The organism is Dinghuibacter silviterrae (genome assembly GCF_004366355.1).
In the GTDB taxonomy this organism is placed as follows: Bacteria; Bacteroidota; Bacteroidia; order Chitinophagales; family Chitinophagaceae; genus Dinghuibacter; species Dinghuibacter silviterrae.
The window spans coordinates 2,655,154-2,678,101 of the sequence record NZ_SODV01000001.1 but is presented as its reverse complement, the minus strand read 5'-3'; the positions used below and the strand labels follow the sequence as shown (position 1 = coordinate 2,678,101).

The following is a 22,948-nucleotide window of genomic DNA, read 5'->3' as shown; positions in this document are numbered from 1 at the left end:
CTGTACAACGATATGATGTATAAAGACATCCTGGATCATCTGCCGTATAAATCCACCTTTCGGTTTGTGGACCGGCTGACCTATCTGAGCGAGGACGAAGTGAAGGGCGAATTCACCCTGCGGAAGGACGCCTTTTTTTACGAGGATCATTTCCCGGGGAACCCGGTGACGCCCGGCGTTATCCTGACCGAGATCATGGCCCAGATTGGTTTGGTGACCTTAGGGATATACCTCGTGGTCCGGGGCCAGGGTCCCAGCGGCGCGGACGCCAACCTGTTGTATCCGCTGCTGACCTCCACCGAAGTGTCGTTTCACAAAATGGTCCTGCCCGGCGATACCGTATATGTCCATTCCCAAAAACAATATTTCCGCTTTGGCAAATTGAAATGCATGGTCGTCATGACCGATAGCGAAGGCAGACGCATCGCCGAAGGCATTTTTAGCGGCGTGATCAAGCACGTAAACCAACCCGTCCCATGAAAAAACGACGCGTGGTCGTCACCGGTCTGGGTGTGGTGTCCCCCAACGGGAAGGACGTGCCTTCTTTCCTGGAGGCCATCCGCAGCGGCACCTCCGGTCTCCGGTATATGCCCGAATTCGAACAGCTCAAGTATCTCTGCCAGGTCACCGGCCGGCCTCCCTTCGACTGGGAACACCTCAAGGACTTTATTCCGGAGGTGACCTTTCATGGTCTCCGGGGCATGGGCATCGGGTATGGCCTGCAGGCCGCCGCGGAGGCATGGAACGACGCAGGTCTGATCATGGAGACGGAACAGCCCCGCTGGGACACCGGGATCGTGTTTGGCAACAGCACCGCCGACTCCGCACTGATGGCCAACGTTATGCAAAAGGTCGACGCGCTCGAAGCCAAAAAACTGGGGTCGAGGGTCGTCGAACAAACCATGAACAGCGGCGTGACCGCCTATATCACCGGCCGTCTCGGCCTTGCCAATAAAATCGTGACGAACTCCGCCGCCTGCGCCACGGGTTCGCAGGCCCTCCTCATGGGCTATGAATACATCGCCCATGGCCTGGCCGATCGCATGATCGCCGGGAGCACCGAATACGTGGACACCTATATTTTCGGCGCCTTCGACGCCATGCGCGTCCTGTCGCGGAAGTTCAACCGGGAACCCGAAAAAGCCTCCCGCCCGATGAGCCGGACCGCCGGTGGATTCGTCCCCAGCTCCGGCGCCGGTGCCCTCATCTTAGAGGACATGGACACCGCACTCGCCAGGGGCGCCCGTATCTACGCCGAGTTCAAGGGCGGGGCCACCAATTCAGGGGGACAAAGAGGAGGTGGTTCGATGACCGCCCCCAATGCCGAAGGCGTCGTCCGTTGTATCCGGGAAGCCCTGCGGGCCACCGAAACCGACCCCGCGTCCATCGACCTCATCAGCGGGCACCTTACCGCCACGCTGGGCGACCTCCCCGAGATCCAGAACTGGATTTTGGCGCTTGACAGAAAAGAAACTAATTTTCCGTGGGTGAATTCGCTAAAATCGATGATCGGCCACTGTCTCAGCGCCGCCGGCTCGATCGAATCGGTGGCCACGGTCCTCCAGATCCACCACCAGTTTATTCACCCAACGATCAACCTGGAAGATCCGAACCCCGAGATCGTCAAAAGGATAGACATGGAAAGAATACCGACCACCAGCCTGCCCGCCAGGATCAATACCGTCGCCAAGGCCAACTTTGGTTTTGGAGACGTCAATGCCTGCTTGATATTCACTAAATGGAATGAACATGGATAGACACGCGATCTTAGAAGAATTGAAGAAAGTCCTGGCCCCCTACATCAAAAACAAGGAATTGCTCCAGGATGTCAACGAGAACACCAACCTCATCACCGACCTCAAGATCAATTCGGCGAACCTGGTGGATATCGTCATCGATGCCGAAGCCAAATACAAAATCGAAATAGACGTCGACTCCGCCGAAAAAATGATCACCATCGGCAATTGCATCGACGTCATCCAGGAAAAGATGGCCCAATGAGGAGCATCGGCTATGATATAGTCGACCTTTCCCTCACCGATCCCCACCGCAACGCCCGTCCGCGGTTTTACCAACAGATTCTTGCCCCCGCCGAACGCACCGTTCCGGCTTCCTTGTCCTTTCATCAGTACCTCTGGCTATGCTGGTCGGTCAAGGAAGCGGTGTATAAGTATGCGTGCCGGTGGCAGCCGGGGATGACGTTTTCTCCTACACGGATGGTGCTTTCGTCGCTGGACGCGTCGCTTCATGCGGTTGTGCGTTGGGAGGGGCGTCTTTATCAGACGCGATCTTCCGTTTTTCCGGGGTACATCGTGTCCGTCGCGCACGATGGGGCGCCGGTAAGGTGCGGGTTTGCCCACGTGGGCCCCGCCGAGGATCCCTCTGCGGCCGTTCGCCGGTTGTTACTCTCCGACCTTGGCCCCGGTTGGTCGGTCGAGCGCCGCTACGATGGATGCCCGACGCTCGTAGGGCCGGCGGCCGCCGGAGCAGGGGCTGCGAGCCCCGCTCCGGGGGCGCCCCTCTCCTTCTCCCACCATGGCGCTTACGCCGGCTACGCCCTAGTTGGCAGTTAACGGCCGCCCCCTTCCGTCCGTAAACGGACGATTCCCGTCCGCCGGTACCCCGCTCCAGCTCAGGTCTACCGAAATAACCCCCGGGATCTGTTTCAGGTCCGTTTCCAGGTCCTGCACCTTGTACAACGGCGTCCGGGAGAGCGGGAAAAGCGCATGGATCTCGACCGACTCCATGAGGTCTTTTGTCTCGATGTCCGTCCCAAGGCGGTTCTTGAGCCGGAACACGATGTCTTGTTCCAGGTGGTTGTTCGGGGTGCAAACGATTTTCATCACGATGGCTTTGTTGTCCAGGGAAGCGGAGGCCCTTTCGGTGGGCGTCTCCGTGGTCTTACAACCGCATACGAAGAGGTACGTCAGGAGGCTGACGGCAGCAATCTTGGTCATGGCAATACTTTCTATCTCCGCATCGAAAGCAATGCCAATCTGTTACTCCCACATTGTCAAAGCGTTACGCCTGCCACAATCTACGAAAGTGTTCGTTTTTGATGCAGGTTGTCCGGAAGCGGTCATTGTTACTGCGAAAGAACCAGGACGCTATAGGGCCCGATGGCGAGGCCGCCCGTCACGGCGCCGGCGCCGATGCCCGTCGTTGCGGTCGACCCATGATTCGCAAAATCCGGAGAATAATACGCGGAGTCGCTGTTAAACCGCACCGTCCACTCCCCCGCCCCGGGCAACGGCAGTGTATAGCTGTCATAAGACCGGTTGGCGAAATTGGCGACCACGACCACATCGTCCCCCGGTCCACCGGACGCCCACCGGTGATAAGCAATGAGTTTGTCGGTATTGTTGACGTGAAAGACGTTGACGTACTGTCCCGTCAACCCCGCGGTCCTTGTCCCATGGTTGCGCCGGAGCCGGAAAAGGTCACGGAACGCCGCGTGGATACCCGGAAAACGGTCAAGCTGGCTCCAATCGAGGTCCACGTGCGGATCCCAACTGCCCCAGGACAGGAATTCGTCTCCCTGGAAAATCATTGGGATACCCGGGGTCGTGCAAAGCACAGCGGCCGCGAGCAGGTAGCGTTTGCGAACGACCCAACTGTCGGCATGACCCGCCCAGATCCGGTCGGGTAGCCGGAGCGCGTGGTTGATCGCCGCACATTGATCGTGGTTGTTGATATAGATCAGCCGGTTGCAGGCGTCGGCGCCCAGGGAGTGGGCAAGGGCGGCGCCGACGGCATTCATGTCCCGGTCCCCGTCGGCAACGGCCGTCACGGCGTCGATGATCTTCCAGTAAAAATAGCTGTCCCATTGGCTGTCAAAACCCGCTCCGCCTTCACCTGTTTTTTTTGTGATCCAGGAATTGTCCTGGAGGTCTTCGGCGATGGTGATCTTCCAGGGCATGTGTTGATCGACGTCGCTGTTGATCCAGCTCAGCAAACTCCAGCCATCGGGCAGGTCGTGGGCGGGGTCGTTGTTGTTGCCATAGACGTTCCGGATATTGACGGTGGAATCAAACCGGAGTCCATCCACGTGGTATTCGTTGAGCCACATCCAGGCGCTGTCCCGCAAAAAAGATCTAACCTCGGGACGGCCATAGTCGGGCCGCGGTCCGAAAGCCGTACGTCCCCTCCAGTCGTTGTAAAAATAAACCCCATCCATGCCGTTCTCATACCAACCGTCCGGTCTTCTCATGGAGCAGTCCAGGTCGTCCGGACCAAAGTGGTTGAGGACAATGTCCAGGATGATGGCCATCCCCTTGGCGTGTGCCTGGCGGATAAAATGCTTGAAATCGTCAGGAGTGCCATAGTTGCTTTCAATGTCAAAGGGGAAGGCCGGGTTGTATCCCAGGGAATACGCCCCGAAGAAGCCCTGGACCGGCAGTATTTCGATCGCATTCACACCAAGGTCGCGTAGATAATCCAACCGGGCGATGATCGTACTGAAGTCGCAGGGTGCCGTGTCGGACACGTTAAAGGAAGCCACGTGGAGTTCGTAGATAACCAGCTCGTTCCACGGAGGCATCTGGAACACGTCTGCACCCCAGTCGAACGTATCCGCCACGATCGCCCCATTGGCATCTTCGGTATTGGCCACGCTTTTGCAATAGGGATCGGTTCTCCACACCTCCCCCTGTATCAGGGGCCCTTCGATGACATACTTGTACCGGTCGCCCGGATGCGCAATGGTCACGTCCGCGGACCAATACCCGTTGCCCTCCGAAGCCAGGGGTATCCTCCCCCAGTCGTTAAAAGTACCACTGACGGAAACCTGGGTGGCGAAGGGCAGCCAGATGCGAAAGGTGGTACCGCCGTCAAAAGGGAGGGAGCCCATGCCCGGGCGCGAAGAGGGGGTGGTGTTCATAGGCGGGCAAAATAGCGAAAGTTGTTATGAAATAATATTAACTTTAATATGATAACAGCAACCTAATGAATACGCCAAAAACATTCCTCGTGTTGGTCCTTGCCGGATGCATTCCCCTGGGGATAAACGCGCAAACGCCGCAACAACGACCCGCGACGCCACGCCCGGCACCACCCGCGCCAAGACCGCAGCCGGCAGCCCCGCGGCCGCAACCGCCGGCGCCGCGGCCACAGCCTTCAAACCCACAACCCTCGACACCACGGCCGCAGCCTTCAACGCCACGCCCACAACCTCAGCAGCCGGGTGCGAGACCGCCGGCGCTCTCGCGCCCCCAACCCGGTGCCACCCGCCCCGGTGTGCGCCCGCAACCGGGGAACCCCGGTGCCCGTCCGCCGGTCACGCGCCCACCCAGCCACCGCCCCCCCGGATGGAGACCCGGACGACCGTCCTATACCCGGCCGCCGCACATTTGGAACGGACGTCGCTTTTATGCCTATCACCGGTATTACGATCACCCCTACCGGCCTTATGTATGGGTCGGCCCCTGGCATCCCATGGGCTTTTTCCTGGCCACTATGTACGCCACGGCAACGATCATCGCCTGGGACAACGCCAATTACTATTATAACGCGGGGGTATTTTACCAACCGTACAACGGAGGCTACCAGGTCGTGGCGCCACCCATAGGCGCGATTGTTCCGAGCCTGCCGTCCGGGACGATCACCCTGGATGTCGACGGCACGACCTATTGGTATTTCGGCGGATCCTTTTTCGTGCCGGCTACCGGCGGGTACCAGGTCATAGCAGGTCCCCCGGGCGCCATCGTCTACAACCTGCCCGATGGATGTACGACCGTCAACGCGAACGGGGTTACGTACCTGCAGTTTAACGGGACGTACTTCCAGCCGATCCAGGATGCCGATGGGCAGAACGGGTACGAGGTCGTCGATGTAGAGTAGCTTACAGGTCCTCCAGGTCGATGACACCGTATTGGAGGGCGAATTTAATTACCCCGGCCATGTTCCGCGCGCCTATGCGCCGGGAGATGTTGCTCCGGTACTGTTCGACGGTTCGTTCGGAAAGAAAGACCGCCTGGGCGATTTCCCGGGCGGTCTTTTGTTTACAGATCAGGCGGATGATCTCGATCTCCTTGGCGGAAAACTCGGTATTGGCGACCATGAGACGGGTATGGTCTTCTTCCGGTGAAATGCGGTTGATGATGTGGTTCCGGGCTTCTTTACAGAAATAGTCTTTGCCTTGCAGGAGGTAGGTCACGGCCTTGGTGAACTCCTCGTCGTTCTCGCTTTTAATGACATAGCCGTTGATACCGGCGCCAAACATCTTGAGGATCGAGGCCGCATTGATATTGAACGAGTATCCGAGGATGCGCGCCCCCGGACAGTGATAACGGATTTCCCTGGCCACGGCCTCCCCCGACATGTCGGGGAGCATATAGTCGACGATCACCAGTTGGGGAGACTGCCGGAGGGCGACCTGGATGCCGGTGGCTCCGTCGTTGGCGTGGTGGAACGCCTGGAACCAATCGCCGATCAAAAGTTTGATGCCGTTGACGACCATATTGTGGTCATCGATCACTAACACGGACTGGTAAGAGGTCATAGCAAGGGTATTTTTAGATCGATGGCGTAACCCGCCGGGTGTTCGTTGATCAGCCGGAAACTCCCGTTGAGCAAACCTACTCTTTCCCGGACATTCTGCAAGCCGATCCCCTGGGTATCTTGCCCGGGATCGAACCCCTTCCCGTCGTCGGAGTAGCGGATGAGGAGGTGGCGCCCCTCTGCCTGAAGGGCGACCTGGATCCCCGAACAACCGGAATGCCGTATGGAATTGCTGACGAGCTCGTTCATGATCTTTTTGAGGTGGTTGTGCTGAAAGTGGCTGAGCACGCGACTCCCGTTTTGGTGTTTGATAGAGAAATCGATCGTGGTGGTCTCCTTTATTTTTTCCAACAGTGCCGTTACTTCCCTGGCCAGGGAAACCACCGTGCTCAGGTCGCTGGATTTGAGGTCGTGGGTCATCCCCCGGACGGCCTCCATCACATGAACGAGGTGCCCCCGGAGCTCCTCCAGGCGGGGGGAGGGATGTTGCTCGCCCTCCTTTTTGGCCAGGGTGCCCGCATACATCAGCATGGGTCCGATCTCGTCGTGGAAGTTGCGCGCCAGTCCCAGGCGCAGCCGGAGCATGCGTTGTTTGGCCCGGGACGCGACGATAAAATACCCCAATGTGACCACGAGGATAAGGATGACCAGCATAAAGAAAAGAAGGATGTTGAACTGTTGCATCCGCCTACCCTCCTCGTCTTTGCGGGCAAGCTCGGACCGGGCATTCTCCGCCTCGGCGAGGGCATACAGGTTGTTGTTTTTGTCCGAAGAAATCGAATGCACGGTGCTGTCCTGGACCTCATACGCCTTTTTCAGGTCCCGGTAGGCGGCTGTATAGTCGCCGGACAGGGCTTCCAGCTTGCTGGCGCTGCCGAGTACAAAGGAGGCTTTGTCCCGGGAAGAATCAAAAAGACCCGCGGATCGTGACACGGCAAGGTCCAGGTAATGCCGGGCGCTGTCGCGGTTCCCGGTGGTAATAAAAAAATCAAAGGCATCCTGGTAGAAATCAAACGCATAAGCGGCTTGCACGTTCTTCGAGTAGTCCGGCTTCCGGACGTCCGCCAGGGCCGCCTCCAGCAGCGCCAGCGCGCTGTCGTTTTGTCCCCGGTCCCTGGCCACGGTGAACCGGATGATATGGTCCATACTGCCATAAAAAGTACGGTAAGCCGTATATCCTGCAGGGGACCGGTCAACCGCGGCCAGCAGACTGTCAGACACGCGGACCGCTTCTCCGGCCCTTGCGGTGTCCTTTGCATGGGAAGCGGTGCTTGCCAGTTCGTTTAGGATGCTAAAAGCCACAAACAATTCTTCCCCGCTCACCTTGGGAATGGCCCCGATCAGCCCATGGATCCGCGTCTTCAGTTTGTCGTATTTGGCAAAGGCGGCGGCAAAATTCCAGTTATCGCTGTACACGGCCATCGCAAAAAGATCGCTGTGGGGGATCTCCCCGGCCTTGAAAATGCCAGCCCGGATGGACTCCTCATTGTTCTTTTCCGCATAGTAGATGGCACTGCCCAAACGGTTCTTGTTGTACGCCTGGGCGGCCATATACCGGTAATAACGCACCCGGTATTTGGCGGGTATATTTTTTTTAAAGGCCACCTGCTGATAAAGGGACAGTTCGGCCGGCAGGCTGTCGTCCCCCAACCGCTGAGGAGCCAGGGAGTCGACGGCCTTCAGGTATGCGGTATCCCCCAGCTTATGCGCTTCGTATCGCCGGAACAGATTTTGGAGCGTGGGCGTTTGAGCGGAGGCAATGTTCCAACATACGATACAAAAGAAGAGGTTGACCCTAAGAAAAACCGTAAGTGGAACAGGCATAAGCATTTAGGATAAGAACATTGAACAAGTACAATAAGAACCCTTGGAAATTACGGTATTTTTTTCAGTATCCGCCAGTTCATAATACCTTGTCTCAGCGCCCAGCCTATGTTTTCGTCCTTATACAACTTTATCGCGCGCAGATCCAACTCGGAAAAGCAACTCCTGACCCGCATCCGCAAGGGAAGCGAATCGGCGTATAAGACCTTTTACGACATGAATGTGCGCAGCACCAATTACATGGCGTACGGCTTCACCAACCAGAAGCTGGGGGCTGAAGACCTGGGTTTCGAAACCCTAAAAGAAATCTGGAGGAACCACGCCTCCATCGACGTCGATAAACCCGCCAAGGTGCTCATCGCCGAGACGATGATCACGGTCTACCTTCGAAATATGCGGGCAATGAACAATTAGGCGTTTTTTGCTTTACTTAGCGCCATGATCCTAGACTACCTGGACAGGGCATCCACCTATAAAGGCCTGGACGAACCCTTCCAAAAAGCCTTCGCCTGGCTCCGTCAAACGGACCTGGGTACCCTCCCCAAAGGCCGATACGACATCGAAGGAGACCGGGTTTTTGCCATGGTCAATGAATACGAGACCGTTGACCCGCAGGGGCAAAAGATGGAATCCCACCGGGTCCACATCGACCTCCAATACATGGCCCGGGGCACCGAGCTCGTGGGACACGACTTTTTAAGAGCGCAGCAGCCTTCGAAAGCGTACGATCCCGACACCGATTTTATGCTCTATGACGAAAACCCTTCCTTTTTCTCCCGTTTCGAGGAAGGTATGTTCGCCATCTTCTACCCGGAAGACCTGCACATGCCCAACATACATCCGGGTGAGCCCGGCTGGGTTAAAAAAGTCGTGGTGAAGATCAAGGTATGATCCGGCTGGTCCTTCTTAGCCTCCTCACCCTGACCGCCTTGCTGACCGTTTGCAAGGCGCCGACCTATCATTTGTGGCTCCTCGCCATCGGCGTAACCGAGTTCCCCTGGATCCCTGTGGGGTGTATCGTGTTACTCCTGCTCGCCGGGTACTGGCTCCCCGCCCGGCGGTGGACCGGCACCTGGGTCGGACTCGTCGGTCTCTCCCTCAGCCTCAGCCCCATCATCCGGGCCTATACCGCCGCCGCCACCCTGCAATACACCCTCGGTCAGGACGAGGCGCGGGAGCGCTTGCCGTTCCGCTGGACGCGGATGTTCCGCGGGAGCGCCGCCGTACCGTTTACGACGGTGACGTATAAGGATTCGTTGACGATGGATGTGTACCCTGATGATTTGCCCAACGGCGATATAGTGCACCTGACCCCCCGCCCCTGCATCCTCGTCATCCACGGCGGCTCGTGGAGCGGTGGCAGCAGCCGGCAGTTGCCCGAACTCAACTGGGTACTGGCGCGCCAGGGATATGTCGTGGCGTCCATGAACTACCGCCTGGCGCCCCGGTTCAAGAACCCCGCGCCCATCCGCGACGTCGCGTCGGCCCTGGCCTTTCTCCGGGCGCACGCCGCGCGGTGGCACATCGACACCACGCGTTTTGTACTCCTCGGCCGCTCCGCCGGTGCGCAAATCGCGCTGATGGCCGCCTACACGTTGCCCACGGGTAAGGACACCAGGGGGCGGACCGCGCCCGGGTCCGGCATCCGCGGGGTGATTGACTTTTATGGGCCCACGGACATGGTCTGGGGGTATTCCGCCCCGGCAAGCCGTCTGGTCATGGATTCCCGTAAAGTCATGGAAGACTACCTCGGCGGTTCGTATCAAAAAGTCCCGGAGCACTACGTCGCCAGCTCTCCGTTGGAAGCCGTGGATCCCCACGCCCCGCCTACCCTGCTGATCCATGGACGCAACGACGTGGTGGTAGCCTATGAACACAGCGTCCGTCTGGATGCCAAACTAACCGCGCTCGGCGTTCCGCACTACTTCCTGTCTCTTCCCTGGGCTACGCATGCCTTCGATTATACCCTCAATGGGCCCTCGGGGCAGTTGTCCACCTATGCGGTGGAGGTGTTTCTCGATAAGGTGACGCACTAGCGTGTGAGAGCCGCCGCGCGGTGGCGCAAAGGCGAGCGCCGCCGGCGGGCGGCACTGGGCGCCACTGGACTACCAGCCATCTCGATTCTGGACTATACCAACGGGCCAGCAAGTCCTTACTTTTGCAACATGACTTTCCCCTTCGACAAAGACATTTGCCTGGAAAACAATCGCTCCCTGCTCAGGCCTCTGCAATTAACCGATGCAGAGGGCCTGCTGGAAGCGGCCTGCTCCGACCCGGACCTGATGCGGTACTCGACCGCACCGATCCATAGTCCGCGGATGTTGTGGGACTACCTACAAACGGCGATGGAGGAAAAAGCGCAAAAAATCCGCTACCCCTTCCTCATCGTCGACAAGACCAGCGGGAAATACGCGGGCTGCACCAGTTACGCTTCTATCGTGGACGCGGACGAACGCCTGGAGATTGGCTGGACATGGATGGGCCTGCCCTACCACCGGACGGGGTTGAACCGGAACAACAAATTCCTCATGCTCCGGTATGCCTTTGAAGAACTGGGGGCCGAACGCGTGGAGCTCCGGACAGACGAAAGAAACATGCGCTCACGCACGGCGATCCTAGGCATCGGCGCCACCTACGAAGGCACGCTCCGGCACTATAAGATCGGGTACGACGGGTTTAGAAGAAACACGGTGTATTTCAGTATCCTGAGACACGAATGGTTCGGCAGCGTACGGGAACGCCTGGAATTGTATCAAAACCGGACGGCGCGGGCGCACTAAGGCATTAAAAAACAGCATACTACGCATTGGCATCCTCTTGGAGGCCAAAGACGTATGCTGCGAAACTACCTGAAGGCCGCCCTCCGCAACCTGGTGGCCCACAAAACCCACGCACTTGTCAACATACCCGGGCTGGTCGTCGGGCTGGCCGCCTGTCTGCTGATCTTCCTGGTCCTGCGGTACGAGGACAGCTTTGACAATTTCCACCCGGACAAGGACCGGATCTACCGCGTGGTCCGCGCGGGCAAAAATCCCACCGACCGGGACTACCGGACGGGGGTTCCATTTCCCGTGCCGGAAGGGCTCAGGGCGGATTTTCCCCAACTTCAAAAAGTATGTGTGATCAATGGGGACTGGAACGTACAGGTCACCGCACCGGGCAACCGGAAATTCAAGGAAAAGCACGTGTTTTGCGCAGACCCTTCCTTTTTCGGGATGTTCCGCTTCCCCTTCCTCGCTGGCTCGCTCCCGGACGTATTCGACAACGTGGCCGTCACCCGGGAAGCCGCCACCAAATATTTTGGGGATTGGACAAAGGCGATCGGCCGGACCCTTCATCTTTATGGCGAAGACATGAAGGTCACCGGTATTTTGGAAAACCCACCCGTCAATACCGACTTCCCCCTGAGCGTTGTTGTGTCTTATGCGACATTGAGAAAGGGACTCAACATGGACAATTGGTTTAATATCAACGACAGTTATTGCTGTTTTGTCCTGCTGCGCCCGGGGGAAACGGCTGCGCAGTTCGAGGCCCTTTTGCCGGCGTTTATGCAAAAGCACATCCCGGTAGAAGGCAGAGGTTACTCCTTCCTCCTCCAACCCCTGCGCGAGGTGCACCACGATCCCCGTCTGGGGAACTTCAATGGAGTGACTTTTTCCAGAGACCTCAGCCGCGCCCTGGCATTAATTGGGCTTTTCCTCCTCGTCGTCGCCTCCGTGAATTTTATCAACCTGTCCACCGCGCAGGCCGCCACCCGGGCCAGGGAAGTCGGCGTCCGGAAGGTCCTGGGGGGAACCCGGAGGCAATTGCTGATCCAGTTTTTGGGGGAGACGGCGCTCACCTGTCTGTGCGCCCTCTTGCTGGCCGCAGGGGTGGCCGCCCTGGTCCTGCCTGCGCTCAACGACCTTTTGAAGGTGCCCCTCAGCATGAAGGTACCGGAACTGCTGTGGTTTGGGGTGCTGATCGCCTTTGCCCTCACCCTTATGTCCGGGTTTTACCCGGCCCTGGTCCTGTCTGGCTTCAGACCCGCCCAGGTCCTCAAAGGCGGGGTAGCGCTCCGGTCCGGCAAGGGCATTTCCCTCCGGAAGGTCCTGGTCGTTTTTCAACTGGTGATCGCCCAGGTCCTGGTCATCGGGACCCTGGTGGTGGTTACGCAGATGAACTATGTCAAAAACGCTTACTTAGGATTCGATAAGACGGAAGTGATTACGGCTTCTTTTCCAGGCGATAGCCTAAGCCATAGCAAACTCGACGTCCTGCGCAGCCAGTTGCTCCAGGACCCCGCGATCAAAGCCGTCAGCTTTGGCATCTCCGCGCCTTCGGGCAACGGCGACTGGTATACCGATATGCAATTGGCGTCCAACCACAGCCGGAAGCCCGACGTGATCATCAACTACAAAGCGGAAGACCCTGCTTTTTTCTCCTTATATGACATGCAATTTGCGGCAGGCAGACCCTATTACCCATCCGACACACCCCGGGAATACGTCGTCAACGAGACGTTTATCAAACAGGCGGGGCTGGGTAGTCCGCAGAAAGCCATCGGAACCCCGATCCGGGTAGCCGGTAGGCTCTACCCCATCGTGGGTGTGCTCCGCGATTTCCACTCCAACTCGTTGCGGGATCCCGTCCCCCCTATCGTGATGGCCACCTATAAAGACGTGTATTCGACGGCCAGTATAAAAATCGAGGCGGGGAAAGCACGGCAGGCCATCGCCCATATAGCGGCCGTCTGGGATCACCTGTATCCGGATTACCTGTTCGAGTATACCTTCCTCGACCAGACGATCGCCGACGCCTACCGGCAGGAAGACCAGCTTTCGAAGCTCTACAAGGTTTTTTCCGCGATTGCCCTCTTTATCTCGTGTCTGGGGCTTTACGGCCTGATCTCTTTTATGGCCGTCCGCCGGAACAAGGAAATCGGTATCCGGAAAGTATTGGGCGCAAGGATCGGGCAGATTGTCTACCTGCTGACCGGTGAATTTTCCATCCTGATCCTGGTTGCTTTTGCGATCGCCGGTCCCCTTGGCTGGTACTTTACCCACGGATGGCTGGAACAATACGCCTACCGGATCCACTTAGGCGCGGGCTTTTTCCTGCTGGCCATCGGTGGGTCGGCAGGGGTCACGGGGGCGACCATCGGGTATTCGGCGGTGCGTGCGGCTACGGCCAATCCGGTGAAGACCCTGCGGTCGGAATAGGCGCGGGCGCGCCGCACTAAAGCGCGAGCCCCAGGGCGCCAAGCCTGTCGCGGGTTTCCTCGTATTTCCGATGGGCAATCCCCCGGAGCCCCAGGCTCTCGGCCACCTGTACGAACATGGGCCGGTCGTCGATATACACGACGTGTTCCCGCGGCACCTGGGCAATGTCCAGGGCGACCTTCCAGATGTCCGCGTCCGGTTTCCGGAAGTGTACGAAACAGGAAGAAATAAAGAAATCCACAAACGACCCCAGTTGGAACGTCCGGATGCGGTGTTCGTTGAGCTCGCGACCCTCGTTGTTGACGACCGCGATCTTCAGCCCGTGCTTGGCCTTCAGGTCCCGGATCAGGTTCAACATCTCGGGATAGGGTTGGGACTGGTCAAGCATAAACTGCTTGAACTCCTGGCGGGTAAAGGCGCGGTCCTCAAAAAAGACCGTCCGGGTCAGGTATTCGTCCAGGTCGAGCTTGCCCGACTCGTAGGTATCGAAGGTCATCCGGTGCCGGTCGCCGATCTCGTCGGCGTTCAGCCCGAACTTTTCGGCCGCGGCCTTGCGGGACTTGCGGTCCCAGCCATTGGTCAGGAGGACGCCCCCGATGTCCAGGAAAAGGGCCTTAACAGGTGCTTGGGTGTTTGTTGCCATAATGCGTCTGCAATGAGACGCCAATTTAAAGAAAAACCGCGGGCTGGGCGCCCGCGGTTTTTTTTACAGAAGCTTATTGTTATGCAACAACGCCATCGCCTCGAAGAGCATCACCCCACTCTCCTCCGTCGTCAAATCCGTCTCCCCCGAGGGCGCCACCGACCAGTTGCTCCCGTAGAAGTAGCCCGGACGCGTGGTGGCCTTTAGCCAGAGCGACTGCGCATTGTTTTTCAAAAACAATACGAAGCGGCTTTTGGAATTCTGGTCCAGGGCCGGGCTCAGGGTGAGCTGGGTGAGGTAACGGACCAGCACACCTTTAAAAAGACCACCGTCACCCTGGCCTTCGTCGTGGAAAAGACCGGACGAAACGATGCGGGGATCGGTGATCGCGTTGTTGGCGGTCAGAAGGGCGTCGGACAAATAGGAGGGCTGTCCCGTGGCATTGTACATCTCCAGGGCGGCGCCGATAAACAGTCCCTGGTTGTAGGTAAAGAACCAGGTCGTATTGAGCTTGCCGTCGTTGTTCCCATTGATGCCATCGTAGACAAAACCCGTACCGGGGTCCACCAACGTACTTTTTTCCCAGTTGTAGATATTCTGGGCCCAGGTCAGGTCGGAGGGGTTGCCAAACTGTTCATAGAGACGGGCCGCCAGGATACACGCCGGGCCATTGGCCGGGGTGTTCTTGAAATACGTCTCCTGTTTCTGCCAGGCGATCCCGCCGCCTTCGATATTGTTCCAGCCGCCCTGTATATTGGTCCATACAGTTTGCGCGGCGGTTTTCCAGCGAACGTCCTTGGTCACGTCATACGTCCGGAGCATGGCCAGGGCATTCCAGCCCATGTCGTCGTAGTACTGGCCGATAAAGGTGTTGCCGTTGGCCGACTGGACACCGGTGTACCATTCGGACATGAGGTTGGTGTACGCGCTGCTGTCGGTCCGCATATAGGCATCCACCATGATGTCCAGGCCGTGGGCCTGGGGCCAGTAGCCAAAGGTGGTGCTGCCCTGGTTGTTGGCGTTGAAATAAGACGCGGAAGCGTTCCAGTAGTTGGCGATAAAGGCGGCGGTGCTGGTATCGGCGATCAGGTTCCAGTCATAAGTATACACTGTCGAAGAACCGTTGCCGAAATTGATGTTGTCATAGTTTTTGGCGCAACCCGCCAGCAAGGGGATCAATAATAAGTATCTATACATGGCTCATTATTGGGGGGTGACAGTATGGGTATAAGGCGCATCCGGTTGCAGGAATACCTCGATGTTGTTGAGTTTACCGTTGTCCAAAGGCGTACTGAATTTGTAACAGTTGTTCCATTGATCGCTGGTCACCGGTGTCAGGTAAAAATAAGTGGCCGCCGTGGTGGCTGTCGGCTCGGAATTGTCCCCGGCCGAACTGCCATACCATTCATAGGAATCCTGGGCGCCGCCACCGTCGTTGACTGTAAAGCGGAACTTGTAGCGTTCTTCCGGGCCCCAGGGTTCGGTGGGCTCGTTGATCAGTTGGTTGTTATCGATCCAGGTGCTGTTCCCGTTATAGGTTAGGTGATAGGTCACGTTGTCATAATATCCGTACCAGACGTCCACGCTCCGGATGACGGTGATCGTCGCCACGGCGTTGTTGAAGTCGAGGTTGAAACGCACCTGGGCGGTGGTGTCGGTGTAGGTGTTGGACCCGCCCAGTTTAAGGTTTGGCCCCTGGATAAAATACGTGAGCGGGGTGCCCGTGGTACCGTTGACGAACTGATAGGTCCCGCCGTTTTTGAGCGACGTATACAGTTCGAACACGCCGGCAGCCGTGCTTTTGAAATGAATGGCGCCGGACAAGGTTGTACCGCCCTCGGTGGCGGAACCCGTCAGGTACACATCCGTGGGTATGACGTCGAACCCGGCGGGCCGGACCACGGTCATCATGCGAATCTTGGAAGAAGGAACCACGTTGAGGCCCTTGGTGGAAAAGACCGTCCAATAAAGTTTACCGGTGTCGAGGTTCCCGATGCCGGCCATCTTGGCGATCGAATTGATGGTGGATTGGGAAATCGTGGCCGTGGTACCCTGGCCGGTATTGTCGGCAGCGACGGTAAAGACCGGGTTCTTAAAGGCTTTTGTCGTGTCGAAGGCGACCTCGTATTGCACCAGGCTGCCGTCCTGCGCCTGCGCGGGCGCCCATTCGAATTCCACCACGGAAGACCCCCCGGGGGTAATGGAGAGGAAAAGACTGTCCTGGGGCGCATACAGCGTAGAGACGGCGCTGACCGTCTGGTCCAGACCATAGTTATAGGATTTCTTGCAGGCAGCCGCGAGCAAGAGGAAAGCAGATATATATAGAATGCGTCGCATGATCATTGTTTTTAGTAGTTAGGGTTTTGGGTGAGGTGACTGTTCTGTTGCATCTCGTACAAGGGGATCGGCCAGAGGTAGTCGCGGGCAGGGTTGAAGATGCGCTGACCCACCCGGATATAACCGCCGTCCACGGACGGGTCGCCAAACATGGCGCCATGTACCGTCCCGTTCATAACGACCTCGGACGTCCGCCAGCGGCGGATGTCGAAGACGCGCAGGCCTTCGAGCGCCAGCTCGCACCGGCGTTCGCGGCGGATGATGGCGCGGAGCTGGCCCTGGGTCCAGGCCGCGTTGAACTGGGTAGCGTTCGGGTCGGTAAAACCCGCGCGGGTGCGGAGGGCACCGATCGTTTGGGTCCAGTTGGCGGCCGTGAACTGTCCAAGCTCGTTTTTGGCCTCTGCATCCATCAGGAGTACATCCGCGTACCGGATCAGGATCAGGTCGAGCCCCGAGTTTTCACCCGGCTGGGCGGTCCAGTCGAAGTATTTGCGCCAGTAATACCCCGTGGCGGAACCGAACCCGCCGTTGGGTACATACTCGTCGGCGTGTTTGGTAGCGGTGGTATCGGAGCCCGGTTTGATATAGATGGTGTGGGAAGCGCCCCCGGGTACCGTCCAGTTATACAAATGATAGACGAGCGTGGCCGTCATCCGGGGATCCCGGCTGACATAAGGATTGTTGGGGTCAAAGCCCGAACCCGCCTGGGTAACGGTGTCCCCGTTCATCATCAGGTAGTCGTCCACCAGTGACTGGGTGGGCCCGAGCGCGTTGTCCCGGGCGCCCGCGGAAATGGGGATCAGGTCGAACGTCCAGCCATACATCCGCTGCGTCGGTACGAACTCCTCGTCCAGGATGACTTCGCTGTTGTGCTCGTTGGTGATGCTAAAGATGTTGGCATAGTTGGGCACCAGGGCATAGGTCTGGGAAGCGATGAGGCTGTCACAGATCGAAGCGACGGCGGCCCAGTTGCCCTCGTACAGTTGGACCCTAGCCTTGAGCGCCATACAGGCGCCGCGGGTGATCCGGCCGAGGTCGGCGGCGTCCCAGCTCGCCGGGAGCACCGCCTGGGCCGCGTTGAGCTCGGAAAGCACAAACGCCAGCACCTGGGCCCGGGGCGTTCGGGGGATGGTCTGGGATTCCTCCAGCGTGATGTCATGGTCGAACAGGGGCACGTCCCCAAACCAGGTCATCAACTGCCAGTACTGGAAAGCACGGATAAAACGGGCCTGGGCGATCAGCGAGTCTTTTTGGTCCACCGGATAGTTGGGCACCTTGTCCACGTTGTCCAGAAGGACGTTACAGGACTTGATGCCCGAGTAGTGGCCGGACCATTCGGATTCGAAGCGCCCGTTGTTGGTATTGAAACTGCCGCTGGCAATCGAAAAGGCGCCGTCCTGGTCGCCCCTGCTGCAATAACAGTTGTCGGACAACCCTTCATTGTAGAAAAAGACGTCGCTGCCGTACATCTGCATATACGCGGTGTTCAGCAGGGCGCTGGCGTTGGCCGGCGTCGTCCAGTAGTTCGCGTCGGTATACTTGTCCCCGGGCGACTGGTTGAGCTTTTGGCAACCGGCGCCAGCCAGGGCAAGGAGTATCAAAAGTTTATATCGATGGCTCATACAATACATTTGGGTGTGTTAAAACGTAACGTCCAGACCGCCGCCATAAAATATCGGGGTGGGATAGACGCGCCCGCTCTGGTTATTACCAAAGGCGCCGGGGTTGTTCAGGTTGCTGTTGAACTCGGTGGATTCGGGATCGATAAACTTGACCTTTGATAAGGTGTACAGGTTCTGACCAGTGAAATAGACCCTCAGCTTTTGCACGCGGATCTTATGCGCGATCACGCCCGGCAGGGTATATCCCAACTGTACGTTTTTCAACCGGGCATACGCCCCGTTGTACAGGTAGAGGTCCGAGCCCACGTTGTAGTCGTTGGCCTGGGCCTGGCTGCCGTTGGCGCTCAGGATCGGGAACGCGGCGTTGGGGTTCGTCGGCGTCCAGAAATTCAGCTGGTGCTTGAAGATGTTGTAGGAGTAGTTCCCCTGGAAGGGATCGGTCAGCTCGCCCCGGACAAACAAGGTCCGTTTGCCGACACCCTGGATAAAGATGCTGAGGTCGAAGTTCTTCACGGTGACGTTATACGTGAACCCGAAGGTGAACCGGGGAAAAGGATTACCCAGCACATAGTAGTCGTTCTGGTCGATGACGCCGTCCCCGTTCCGGTCCTTGTATTTGATATCCCCGGGTATGGGCGTGATCCCCACCAGCTTCGGGTATTTGGCCACATCCTCCGGGGTTTGGAAGTATCCGTCCCGTTTATACCCCACGTAGGCGTTGAAAGGCACACCCGCGCGGACGACGGTTTGAATCTCCGCGTCCGTGTTGAGCTGTTGGTAGCCCTGGAAGTAGATGACCTCGTTGTGGTTGTCGGCCAGGTTGAACGCAAAGCTGTGGGTAAAGAGGCGGCCGGGGATGGTATATTTCACCGATGCTTCCCAACCCTGGTCGCGCATCTTGCCCGCGTTGTAATACGGGAGCGTTGTGCCGAAGGTCCCGGGGACCGCGGGGACCACCAGGATGTGCGTGGTCAGTTTGTTGAAATAGTCCAGGGACACCTGCAACCGGTGCGCCAGCAGGTAGGCATCCACACCGCCGTTCAGGGTAGCAGCCCTTTCCCAGGTCAGGTTGGGATTGGAAAACGTAAAGCTCTCACCCGCGACCGGGGTGTTGTTGAAGCCATACCAGGCGGGGTTGGAGGTGTATACGGTTTCGTATTGGTAGTTCCCCACACTCTGGTTACCCAGCACCCCGTAGGATCCCCGCAGCTTCAGGTCGCCGAAGCGTTGCCGTATGTGTTCCATAAAGGCTTCGTCGGTGAGCTTCCAACCCGCGCTGATGGACGGGAAAAAACCCCAGCGCAAACCCTGCCGGAACTTGGAGGAACCATCTGCGCGGAAGTCGAATTCCGCCAGGTAGCGCCCCTTATAGTCGTAGTTCGCCCGGCCAAACACCGAATTCAGACTGGTGTTCGTGGCACCGATGTTCGAGGTGGTGGCATTGGTGGAAATGATCGAACCGGTGGTCGGCACACCCAGCGCACTGTCGGTAAGGGTATAGTAGATCTGGCTGCTTTTGGCGGTCGTGGACTCGTTGGAGGCACCGACCAGGGCACCGATGTGGTGTTCACCAAAGGTGCGGTTGTACTGCGCCAGCAATTGGATGTTGGTAAAAATCGTCTGACCCCAGTAATCGCCCGTCGTCCGATCGTTGCCGTAGACACCCTGGGGATAGAAGTCCACCTGTTTGACCCGGAGAAAGTTGTGGTTCGACAGCACATCGCCCCCGAATACACCTTTAATGCTAAAGCCCCGGAACAGCGTCAACTCTGCGTTCAGGTTGCCAAAGACGTCGTCGTTGTTGATCAGGTTGTACCCACCGGCCTGGAGGATGCCGAGCGGGTTGAACTGGGTCAGTACGGTATTGGTTAGATAGCGGCCCAGGGAATCCTGCATGGAGAAGTTGGTGGGCGTCCGCTCGGCGTCCGCCATCAGGAAACCGTTTCCAAAGGAATTTTGCTTGAGCTCGTCCCGGCTGTAGCTCAGCGTACCCCCCGCCTTGAGGATGCCGTACTGGCTGGTGGCGGCCACGCGGACATTATACCGGGTGTAACCATAGTTCGGCCCGACAAAGTTGCTGCTCTGGTCCACACCCCCGACAGACAACAGGTAGGTCGAGTTGTCGCCCCCACCGGTGAGGGTGACGCTATGGCTTTGCTGGGGCGCCGGGTGCAGGATCTGTTTCAGGAACCATTCGTGGTCGCCCCCGGCCTTGAGGGCCTGTATCTGCTCGGGTGTATACTGGGCGGGAAGGTCGACATTGGTCAGCGATTCATTCTTGTAAATCGCGTTCTCCCACGCGGGCAGCGGCGATATAAGGATCCTGGGCTTCTGAATGCCCCACATCCCGTCGTAGGTCACCGTGGGCTTTTGCCCCTTGTGTCCCTTTTTGGTCGTGATCAACAGGACGCCGTTGGCGGAGCGCGACCCGTAAATCGCCGCCGCACCCGCGTCTTTCAACACCGACATGCTTTCAATATCGGACGGGTTTAGCAGGTTGATGTTGCCGCCCGCGATGCCGTCGATGACGACCAGGGGGGTGTTGTCCCCAAAGGTGCCCACGCCCCGGATGTTAAAGTTCTGAGACGCGCCCGGGGAGGGATCCGGCGTCTGGATGATCAGGTTCGGAGAAACGCCCTGGAGGAGCTGCATGGTGTTTACGGCCGGTTTGCCGTCCAGGTCCTTTGAGGTGATCTGATCCACCGCCCCGGTCACGCTGGTTTTTTGCTGGGTGCCATACCCCACCACGACCACGTCGGTCAGCTCCGCCGTCGACAACCGCAGGGTGACCGCAAGGGTCGAACGCCCTTTGACCGCCACGTCCACGGGCTCGTAGCCGATATAGCTAAAGTGCAGGCTGGCCGTGGCGTCCACCTGTATGGAGAATTCTCCCTTGTCGTCGGTCGCCACGCCCCGGGTTGTCCCCACGACCGTGACCGAGACGCCGATCAGGGGATTCCCCTTGGCGTCCGTCACCCGCCCGCGGACCACCACCTGGTCCACCGGCAACGTGAGCCCCGGCGGTGGCGCGCCTTTCACCACGATGGTGTTGTCCACGATGGCGTACACCAAGGGCTGGTCCCGGAAACAACTGTCCAGGACCTCCTCCAGGGGCGCCCCCCGGAGATGGATCGATACTTTTCTCGAAGGCTGCAGGAGCTCGTCGCTGTAGAAAAAGAGAAACCCCGTCTGCCGGTGGATCTCCTTAAATACCTTCTTGAGCGACACGTCCGTTTCCGAGAGGGTGACTTTCTGTGAGAAGCCTTTCGCACTCACTTGCAAGCAAGCTGTGACCAGTAAAACCGATGTCAGTTTGGTCATCATCAGCAACGTTTTGGTTAGTAAACGGCGCCTGGGTGGCGTCCCTTTACAATGAGCGTCAAATCGCATACTTTTGCAATGTTTGGGTTTATCAGATGTAGGTCCTATACTGAAGAGCGCCCAAATACCGGCGAGGTGCGCTCGAACCGCACTTCGCTTTTTTTACGCACTCTTTTTTCCTTTGTTATCGCCCATCAGGGCGTCTTCACCACTACGGTTCGCCCCTCCAGCGTAAACCGCGCCTTCCCCGCCAGGTCCAGCATCCGCAAGACCTCCGTCAGGGGCGAGCTCCGCGAGATCAGCCCCGAGAAGTGCCGGGGTACCTTCCCTTCATACCGCACGTCCACGTCATACCACCGGCAAACCTGGCGCATCACCGCCTCCAGCGTGGCCCCGTCAAACTGGAACAGCCCGTTCTTCCAGGCCACCGCCTGGTCCGTATCCGCTTCCGCTACGTGGAAGTCCAGTCCATTCCACAACGCCTCCTGCCCGGGTTCCAGCCTTTCGCCCACAGCGCCCTTTTCGGCCTCCTGCGCGCCCTGTTTTTCCACGCGCACCGCGCCCTGGAGCAGGCTCGTCCGTATCCCATCTTCTTCCGGGTATGCCATCACGTCGAAGCGCGTCCCCAACACCGCCACCTGCATATCCCCTACCTTCACCTTAAACGGCTGGCCGGGCTTGCCCGCCACTTCGAAATACGCTTCCCCCGTCAACTCCACCGTCCGGTCCGCTCCCGTGAACGCCGTCGGGAACCGCAGGCTCGACGCGGCGTTTAACCAGACTTTGCTGCCGTCGGGCAGGGCTACCTGGTATTGGCCGCCGCGGGGGGTTTTCACGGTGTTGTACGCCACGTCCGCGGGGCCGGTGCCCACCGCCGCAGGGCCCGCGCCCGCACCGGCGCCCGCCGCCTGCCGGCTTGCATACGCCAGGTGTCCCCCACCGGCCTGGATAACGTCCGTCCTGCCCTGGTGCGCCAGCGTCCCGTGCTGCGCACTGTCCAGGTCGATGGTTGAACCGTCGGCAAGGATGAGTGTGGCTTTGTTCGTACCGGGTACGATGGCTCGCGGGGTAACGCGCGCGACCATTGCGCGGCGCGGACGCTCCCGGTGTGCGAGCCACCAGGCGCTGCCGCCCAGGATGCCCATGACCGCGGCGGCAGCCGCGAGGCGCTGCCAGCGAAGTGTCCGCACGGCGGAGCGGCCGGTGACGGCGGCCGGTGACGCGCCGGCGGCGGCCATCTGCGCCTCCGCCGCCCTCCCCGCGTCCAGCACACCCTTCAGCAAGGCCTCGCTTTGCTCAGGCGTAAAGACCGGCTCCACGGGCGGAGACGCCTGCCAGGCCGCGTCCATCAAGGCATGCAGCTCGGAGGCGTTTTCTTCTTTGTCGGCCAGACGCAGAAACTCGTCGACTTCTTCCGGGGTGGCAGTCTTATCATAATAGCGTTGGAACAAAAGGGCCAGTCTGGTCATACGGGGGTGGTTGTCTGAAGGGAAGACAACGGG

The 22,948-nt window shown here is 58.6% G+C and carries 20 protein-coding genes; 10 read left to right on the top strand and 10 right to left on the bottom strand.

The features are described 5' to 3' along the window. The first annotated feature begins 12 nt into the window (after positions 1-12). The 4 genes from EDB95_RS11740 to EDB95_RS11725 are packed head-to-tail and all read left to right on the top strand — an operon-like array spanning position 13 to position 2,573. On the top strand, positions 13-480 hold the full coding sequence (locus tag EDB95_RS11740) for a 3-hydroxyacyl-ACP dehydratase FabZ family protein (RefSeq protein WP_162852565.1): 468 nt from the start codon (positions 13-15) through the stop codon (positions 478-480). Further along, positions 477-1,757, top strand: a complete 1,281-nt coding sequence (locus EDB95_RS11735; RefSeq protein WP_133993798.1) for a beta-ketoacyl-[acyl-carrier-protein] synthase family protein — start codon at positions 477-479, stop codon at positions 1,755-1,757. The genes EDB95_RS11740 and EDB95_RS11735 overlap by 4 nt, the downstream gene beginning before the upstream one ends. Then, on the top strand, positions 1,750-2,001 hold the full coding sequence (locus EDB95_RS11730; protein WP_133993796.1) for an acyl carrier protein: 252 nt from the start codon (positions 1,750-1,752) through the stop codon (positions 1,999-2,001). Before EDB95_RS11735 ends, EDB95_RS11730 begins: the two co-directional genes overlap by 8 nt. Further along, on the top strand, positions 1,998-2,573 hold the full coding sequence (locus EDB95_RS11725; protein ID WP_133993794.1) for a 4'-phosphopantetheinyl transferase family protein: 576 nt from the start codon (positions 1,998-2,000) through the stop codon (positions 2,571-2,573). Before EDB95_RS11730 ends, EDB95_RS11725 begins: the two co-directional genes overlap by 4 nt. On the opposite strand, the gene EDB95_RS11720 is transcribed toward EDB95_RS11725, so the two are convergent. Together EDB95_RS11720 and EDB95_RS11715 are read right to left on the bottom strand one after the other, a co-directional pair. Beyond that, on the bottom strand, positions 2,559-2,957 hold the full coding sequence (locus EDB95_RS11720; protein ID WP_133993792.1) for a hypothetical protein: 399 nt from the start codon (positions 2,955-2,957) through the stop codon (positions 2,559-2,561). The genes EDB95_RS11725 and EDB95_RS11720 overlap by 15 nt on opposite strands. A 128-nt stretch (positions 2,958-3,085) precedes the next feature. Next, positions 3,086-4,879, bottom strand: a complete 1,794-nt coding sequence (locus tag EDB95_RS11715; RefSeq protein WP_211352088.1) for an alpha-amylase family glycosyl hydrolase — start codon at positions 4,877-4,879, stop codon at positions 3,086-3,088. Positions 4,880-5,235: 356 nt separating this feature from the next. Between EDB95_RS11715 and EDB95_RS11710 the strand changes: the two genes are divergently transcribed. Further along, complete coding sequence (locus tag EDB95_RS11710; protein WP_133993790.1) at positions 5,236-5,838, top strand: DUF6515 family protein; 603 nt, start codon at positions 5,236-5,238, stop codon at positions 5,836-5,838. Position 5,839: 1 nt separating this feature from the next. On the opposite strand, the gene EDB95_RS11705 is transcribed toward EDB95_RS11710, so the two are convergent. Then, positions 5,840-6,499: a response regulator gene (locus EDB95_RS11705; RefSeq protein WP_133993788.1), complete on the bottom strand. Its 660-nt coding sequence runs from the start codon at positions 6,497-6,499 to the stop codon at positions 5,840-5,842. Continuing rightward, a complete protein-coding gene (locus tag EDB95_RS11700; protein WP_162852564.1) occupies positions 6,496-8,322 on the bottom strand; it encodes a sensor histidine kinase in 1,827 nt (608 codons plus the stop codon). Before EDB95_RS11700 ends, EDB95_RS11705 begins: the two co-directional genes overlap by 4 nt. A gap of 108 nt (positions 8,323-8,430) precedes the next feature. Here EDB95_RS11700 and EDB95_RS11695 point away from each other — a divergent pair, with 108 nt between their 5' ends. From EDB95_RS11695 to EDB95_RS11675, 5 genes are all read left to right on the top strand, one after another. After that, positions 8,431-8,736 (top strand): hypothetical protein, encoded by a 306-nt coding sequence (locus EDB95_RS11695; protein ID WP_133993784.1) that lies wholly within the window; start codon positions 8,431-8,433, stop codon positions 8,734-8,736. A 24-nt stretch (positions 8,737-8,760) separates the two neighbouring features. Beyond that, entirely contained in the window at positions 8,761-9,213 is a 453-nt protein-coding gene (locus EDB95_RS11690) for a YhcH/YjgK/YiaL family protein (RefSeq protein WP_133993782.1), read from the top strand. Beyond that, positions 9,210-10,358 (top strand): alpha/beta hydrolase, encoded by a 1,149-nt coding sequence (locus EDB95_RS11685; RefSeq protein ID WP_133993780.1) that lies wholly within the window; start codon positions 9,210-9,212, stop codon positions 10,356-10,358. Before EDB95_RS11690 ends, EDB95_RS11685 begins: the two co-directional genes overlap by 4 nt. A gap of 129 nt (positions 10,359-10,487) precedes the next feature. Then, on the top strand, positions 10,488-11,102 hold the full coding sequence (locus tag EDB95_RS11680) for a GNAT family N-acetyltransferase (RefSeq protein ID WP_133993778.1): 615 nt from the start codon (positions 10,488-10,490) through the stop codon (positions 11,100-11,102). Between the two features lie 54 nt (positions 11,103-11,156). Beyond that, a complete protein-coding gene (locus tag EDB95_RS11675; RefSeq protein ID WP_133993776.1) occupies positions 11,157-13,523 on the top strand; it encodes an ABC transporter permease in 2,367 nt (788 codons plus the stop codon). A gap of 16 nt (positions 13,524-13,539) precedes the next feature. Here EDB95_RS11675 and EDB95_RS11670 read toward each other — a convergent pair whose 3' ends face one another. From EDB95_RS11670 to EDB95_RS11645, 6 genes are all read right to left on the bottom strand, one after another. Beyond that, on the bottom strand, positions 13,540-14,166 hold the full coding sequence (locus EDB95_RS11670; protein WP_133993774.1) for an HAD family hydrolase: 627 nt from the start codon (positions 14,164-14,166) through the stop codon (positions 13,540-13,542). 63 nt (positions 14,167-14,229) lie between these two features. Next, entirely contained in the window at positions 14,230-15,363 is a 1,134-nt protein-coding gene (locus EDB95_RS11665) for a glycoside hydrolase family 76 protein (RefSeq protein WP_133993772.1), read from the bottom strand. Between the two features lie 6 nt (positions 15,364-15,369). After that, the gene (locus EDB95_RS11660) at positions 15,370-16,503 is read right to left on the bottom strand and encodes a SusE domain-containing protein (RefSeq protein WP_162852563.1); all 1,134 of its coding nucleotides are present in this window, start codon (positions 16,501-16,503) and stop codon (positions 15,370-15,372) included. Between the two features lie 11 nt (positions 16,504-16,514). Then, entirely contained in the window at positions 16,515-18,104 is a 1,590-nt protein-coding gene (locus EDB95_RS11655) for a RagB/SusD family nutrient uptake outer membrane protein (RefSeq protein WP_246073613.1), read from the bottom strand. 39 nt (positions 18,105-18,143) lie between these two features. Continuing rightward, the gene (locus EDB95_RS11650) at positions 18,144-21,449 is read right to left on the bottom strand and encodes a TonB-dependent receptor (RefSeq protein ID WP_211352086.1); all 3,306 of its coding nucleotides are present in this window, start codon (positions 21,447-21,449) and stop codon (positions 18,144-18,146) included. A 191-nt stretch (positions 21,450-21,640) separates the two neighbouring features. Next, positions 21,641-22,915 (bottom strand): FecR family protein, encoded by a 1,275-nt coding sequence (locus EDB95_RS11645; protein WP_133993764.1) that lies wholly within the window; start codon positions 22,913-22,915, stop codon positions 21,641-21,643. Positions 22,916-22,948: the final 33 nt, after the last annotated feature.

What these genes read in the sequence shown, in the direction of transcription:
- EDB95_RS11740 (WP_162852565.1), top strand. Translation starts at nt 13, where the DNA reads ATGATGTATAAAGACATCCTGGATCATCTGCCGTATAAATCCACCTTT.
- EDB95_RS11735 (WP_133993798.1), top strand. Translation starts at nt 477, where the DNA reads ATGAAAAAACGACGCGTGGTCGTCACCGGTCTGGGTGTGGTGTCCCCC.
- EDB95_RS11730 (WP_133993796.1), top strand. Translation starts at nt 1,750, where the DNA reads ATGGATAGACACGCGATCTTAGAAGAATTGAAGAAAGTCCTGGCCCCC.
- EDB95_RS11725 (WP_133993794.1), top strand. Translation starts at nt 1,998, where the DNA reads ATGAGGAGCATCGGCTATGATATAGTCGACCTTTCCCTCACCGATCCC.
- EDB95_RS11720 (WP_133993792.1), bottom strand. Translation starts at nt 2,957, where the DNA reads ATGACCAAGATTGCTGCCGTCAGCCTCCTGACGTACCTCTTCGTATGC.
- EDB95_RS11715 (WP_211352088.1), bottom strand. Translation starts at nt 4,879, where the DNA reads ATGAACACCACCCCCTCTTCGCGCCCGGGCATGGGCTCCCTCCCTTTT.
- EDB95_RS11705 (WP_133993788.1), bottom strand. Translation starts at nt 6,499, where the DNA reads ATGACCTCTTACCAGTCCGTGTTAGTGATCGATGACCACAATATGGTC.
- EDB95_RS11700 (WP_162852564.1), bottom strand. Translation starts at nt 8,322, where the DNA reads ATGCCTGTTCCACTTACGGTTTTTCTTAGGGTCAACCTCTTCTTTTGT.
- EDB95_RS11695 (WP_133993784.1), top strand. Translation starts at nt 8,431, where the DNA reads ATGTTTTCGTCCTTATACAACTTTATCGCGCGCAGATCCAACTCGGAA.
- EDB95_RS11690 (WP_133993782.1), top strand. Translation starts at nt 8,761, where the DNA reads ATGATCCTAGACTACCTGGACAGGGCATCCACCTATAAAGGCCTGGAC.
- EDB95_RS11685 (WP_133993780.1), top strand. Translation starts at nt 9,210, where the DNA reads ATGATCCGGCTGGTCCTTCTTAGCCTCCTCACCCTGACCGCCTTGCTG.
- EDB95_RS11680 (WP_133993778.1), top strand. Translation starts at nt 10,488, where the DNA reads ATGACTTTCCCCTTCGACAAAGACATTTGCCTGGAAAACAATCGCTCC.
- EDB95_RS11675 (WP_133993776.1), top strand. Translation starts at nt 11,157, where the DNA reads ATGCTGCGAAACTACCTGAAGGCCGCCCTCCGCAACCTGGTGGCCCAC.
- EDB95_RS11670 (WP_133993774.1), bottom strand. Translation starts at nt 14,166, where the DNA reads ATGGCAACAAACACCCAAGCACCTGTTAAGGCCCTTTTCCTGGACATC.
- EDB95_RS11665 (WP_133993772.1), bottom strand. Translation starts at nt 15,363, where the DNA reads ATGTATAGATACTTATTATTGATCCCCTTGCTGGCGGGTTGCGCCAAA.
- EDB95_RS11660 (WP_162852563.1), bottom strand. Translation starts at nt 16,503, where the DNA reads ATGCGACGCATTCTATATATATCTGCTTTCCTCTTGCTCGCGGCTGCC.
- EDB95_RS11650 (WP_211352086.1), bottom strand. Translation starts at nt 21,449, where the DNA reads ATGATGACCAAACTGACATCGGTTTTACTGGTCACAGCTTGCTTGCAA.
- EDB95_RS11645 (WP_133993764.1), bottom strand. Translation starts at nt 22,915, where the DNA reads ATGACCAGACTGGCCCTTTTGTTCCAACGCTATTATGATAAGACTGCC.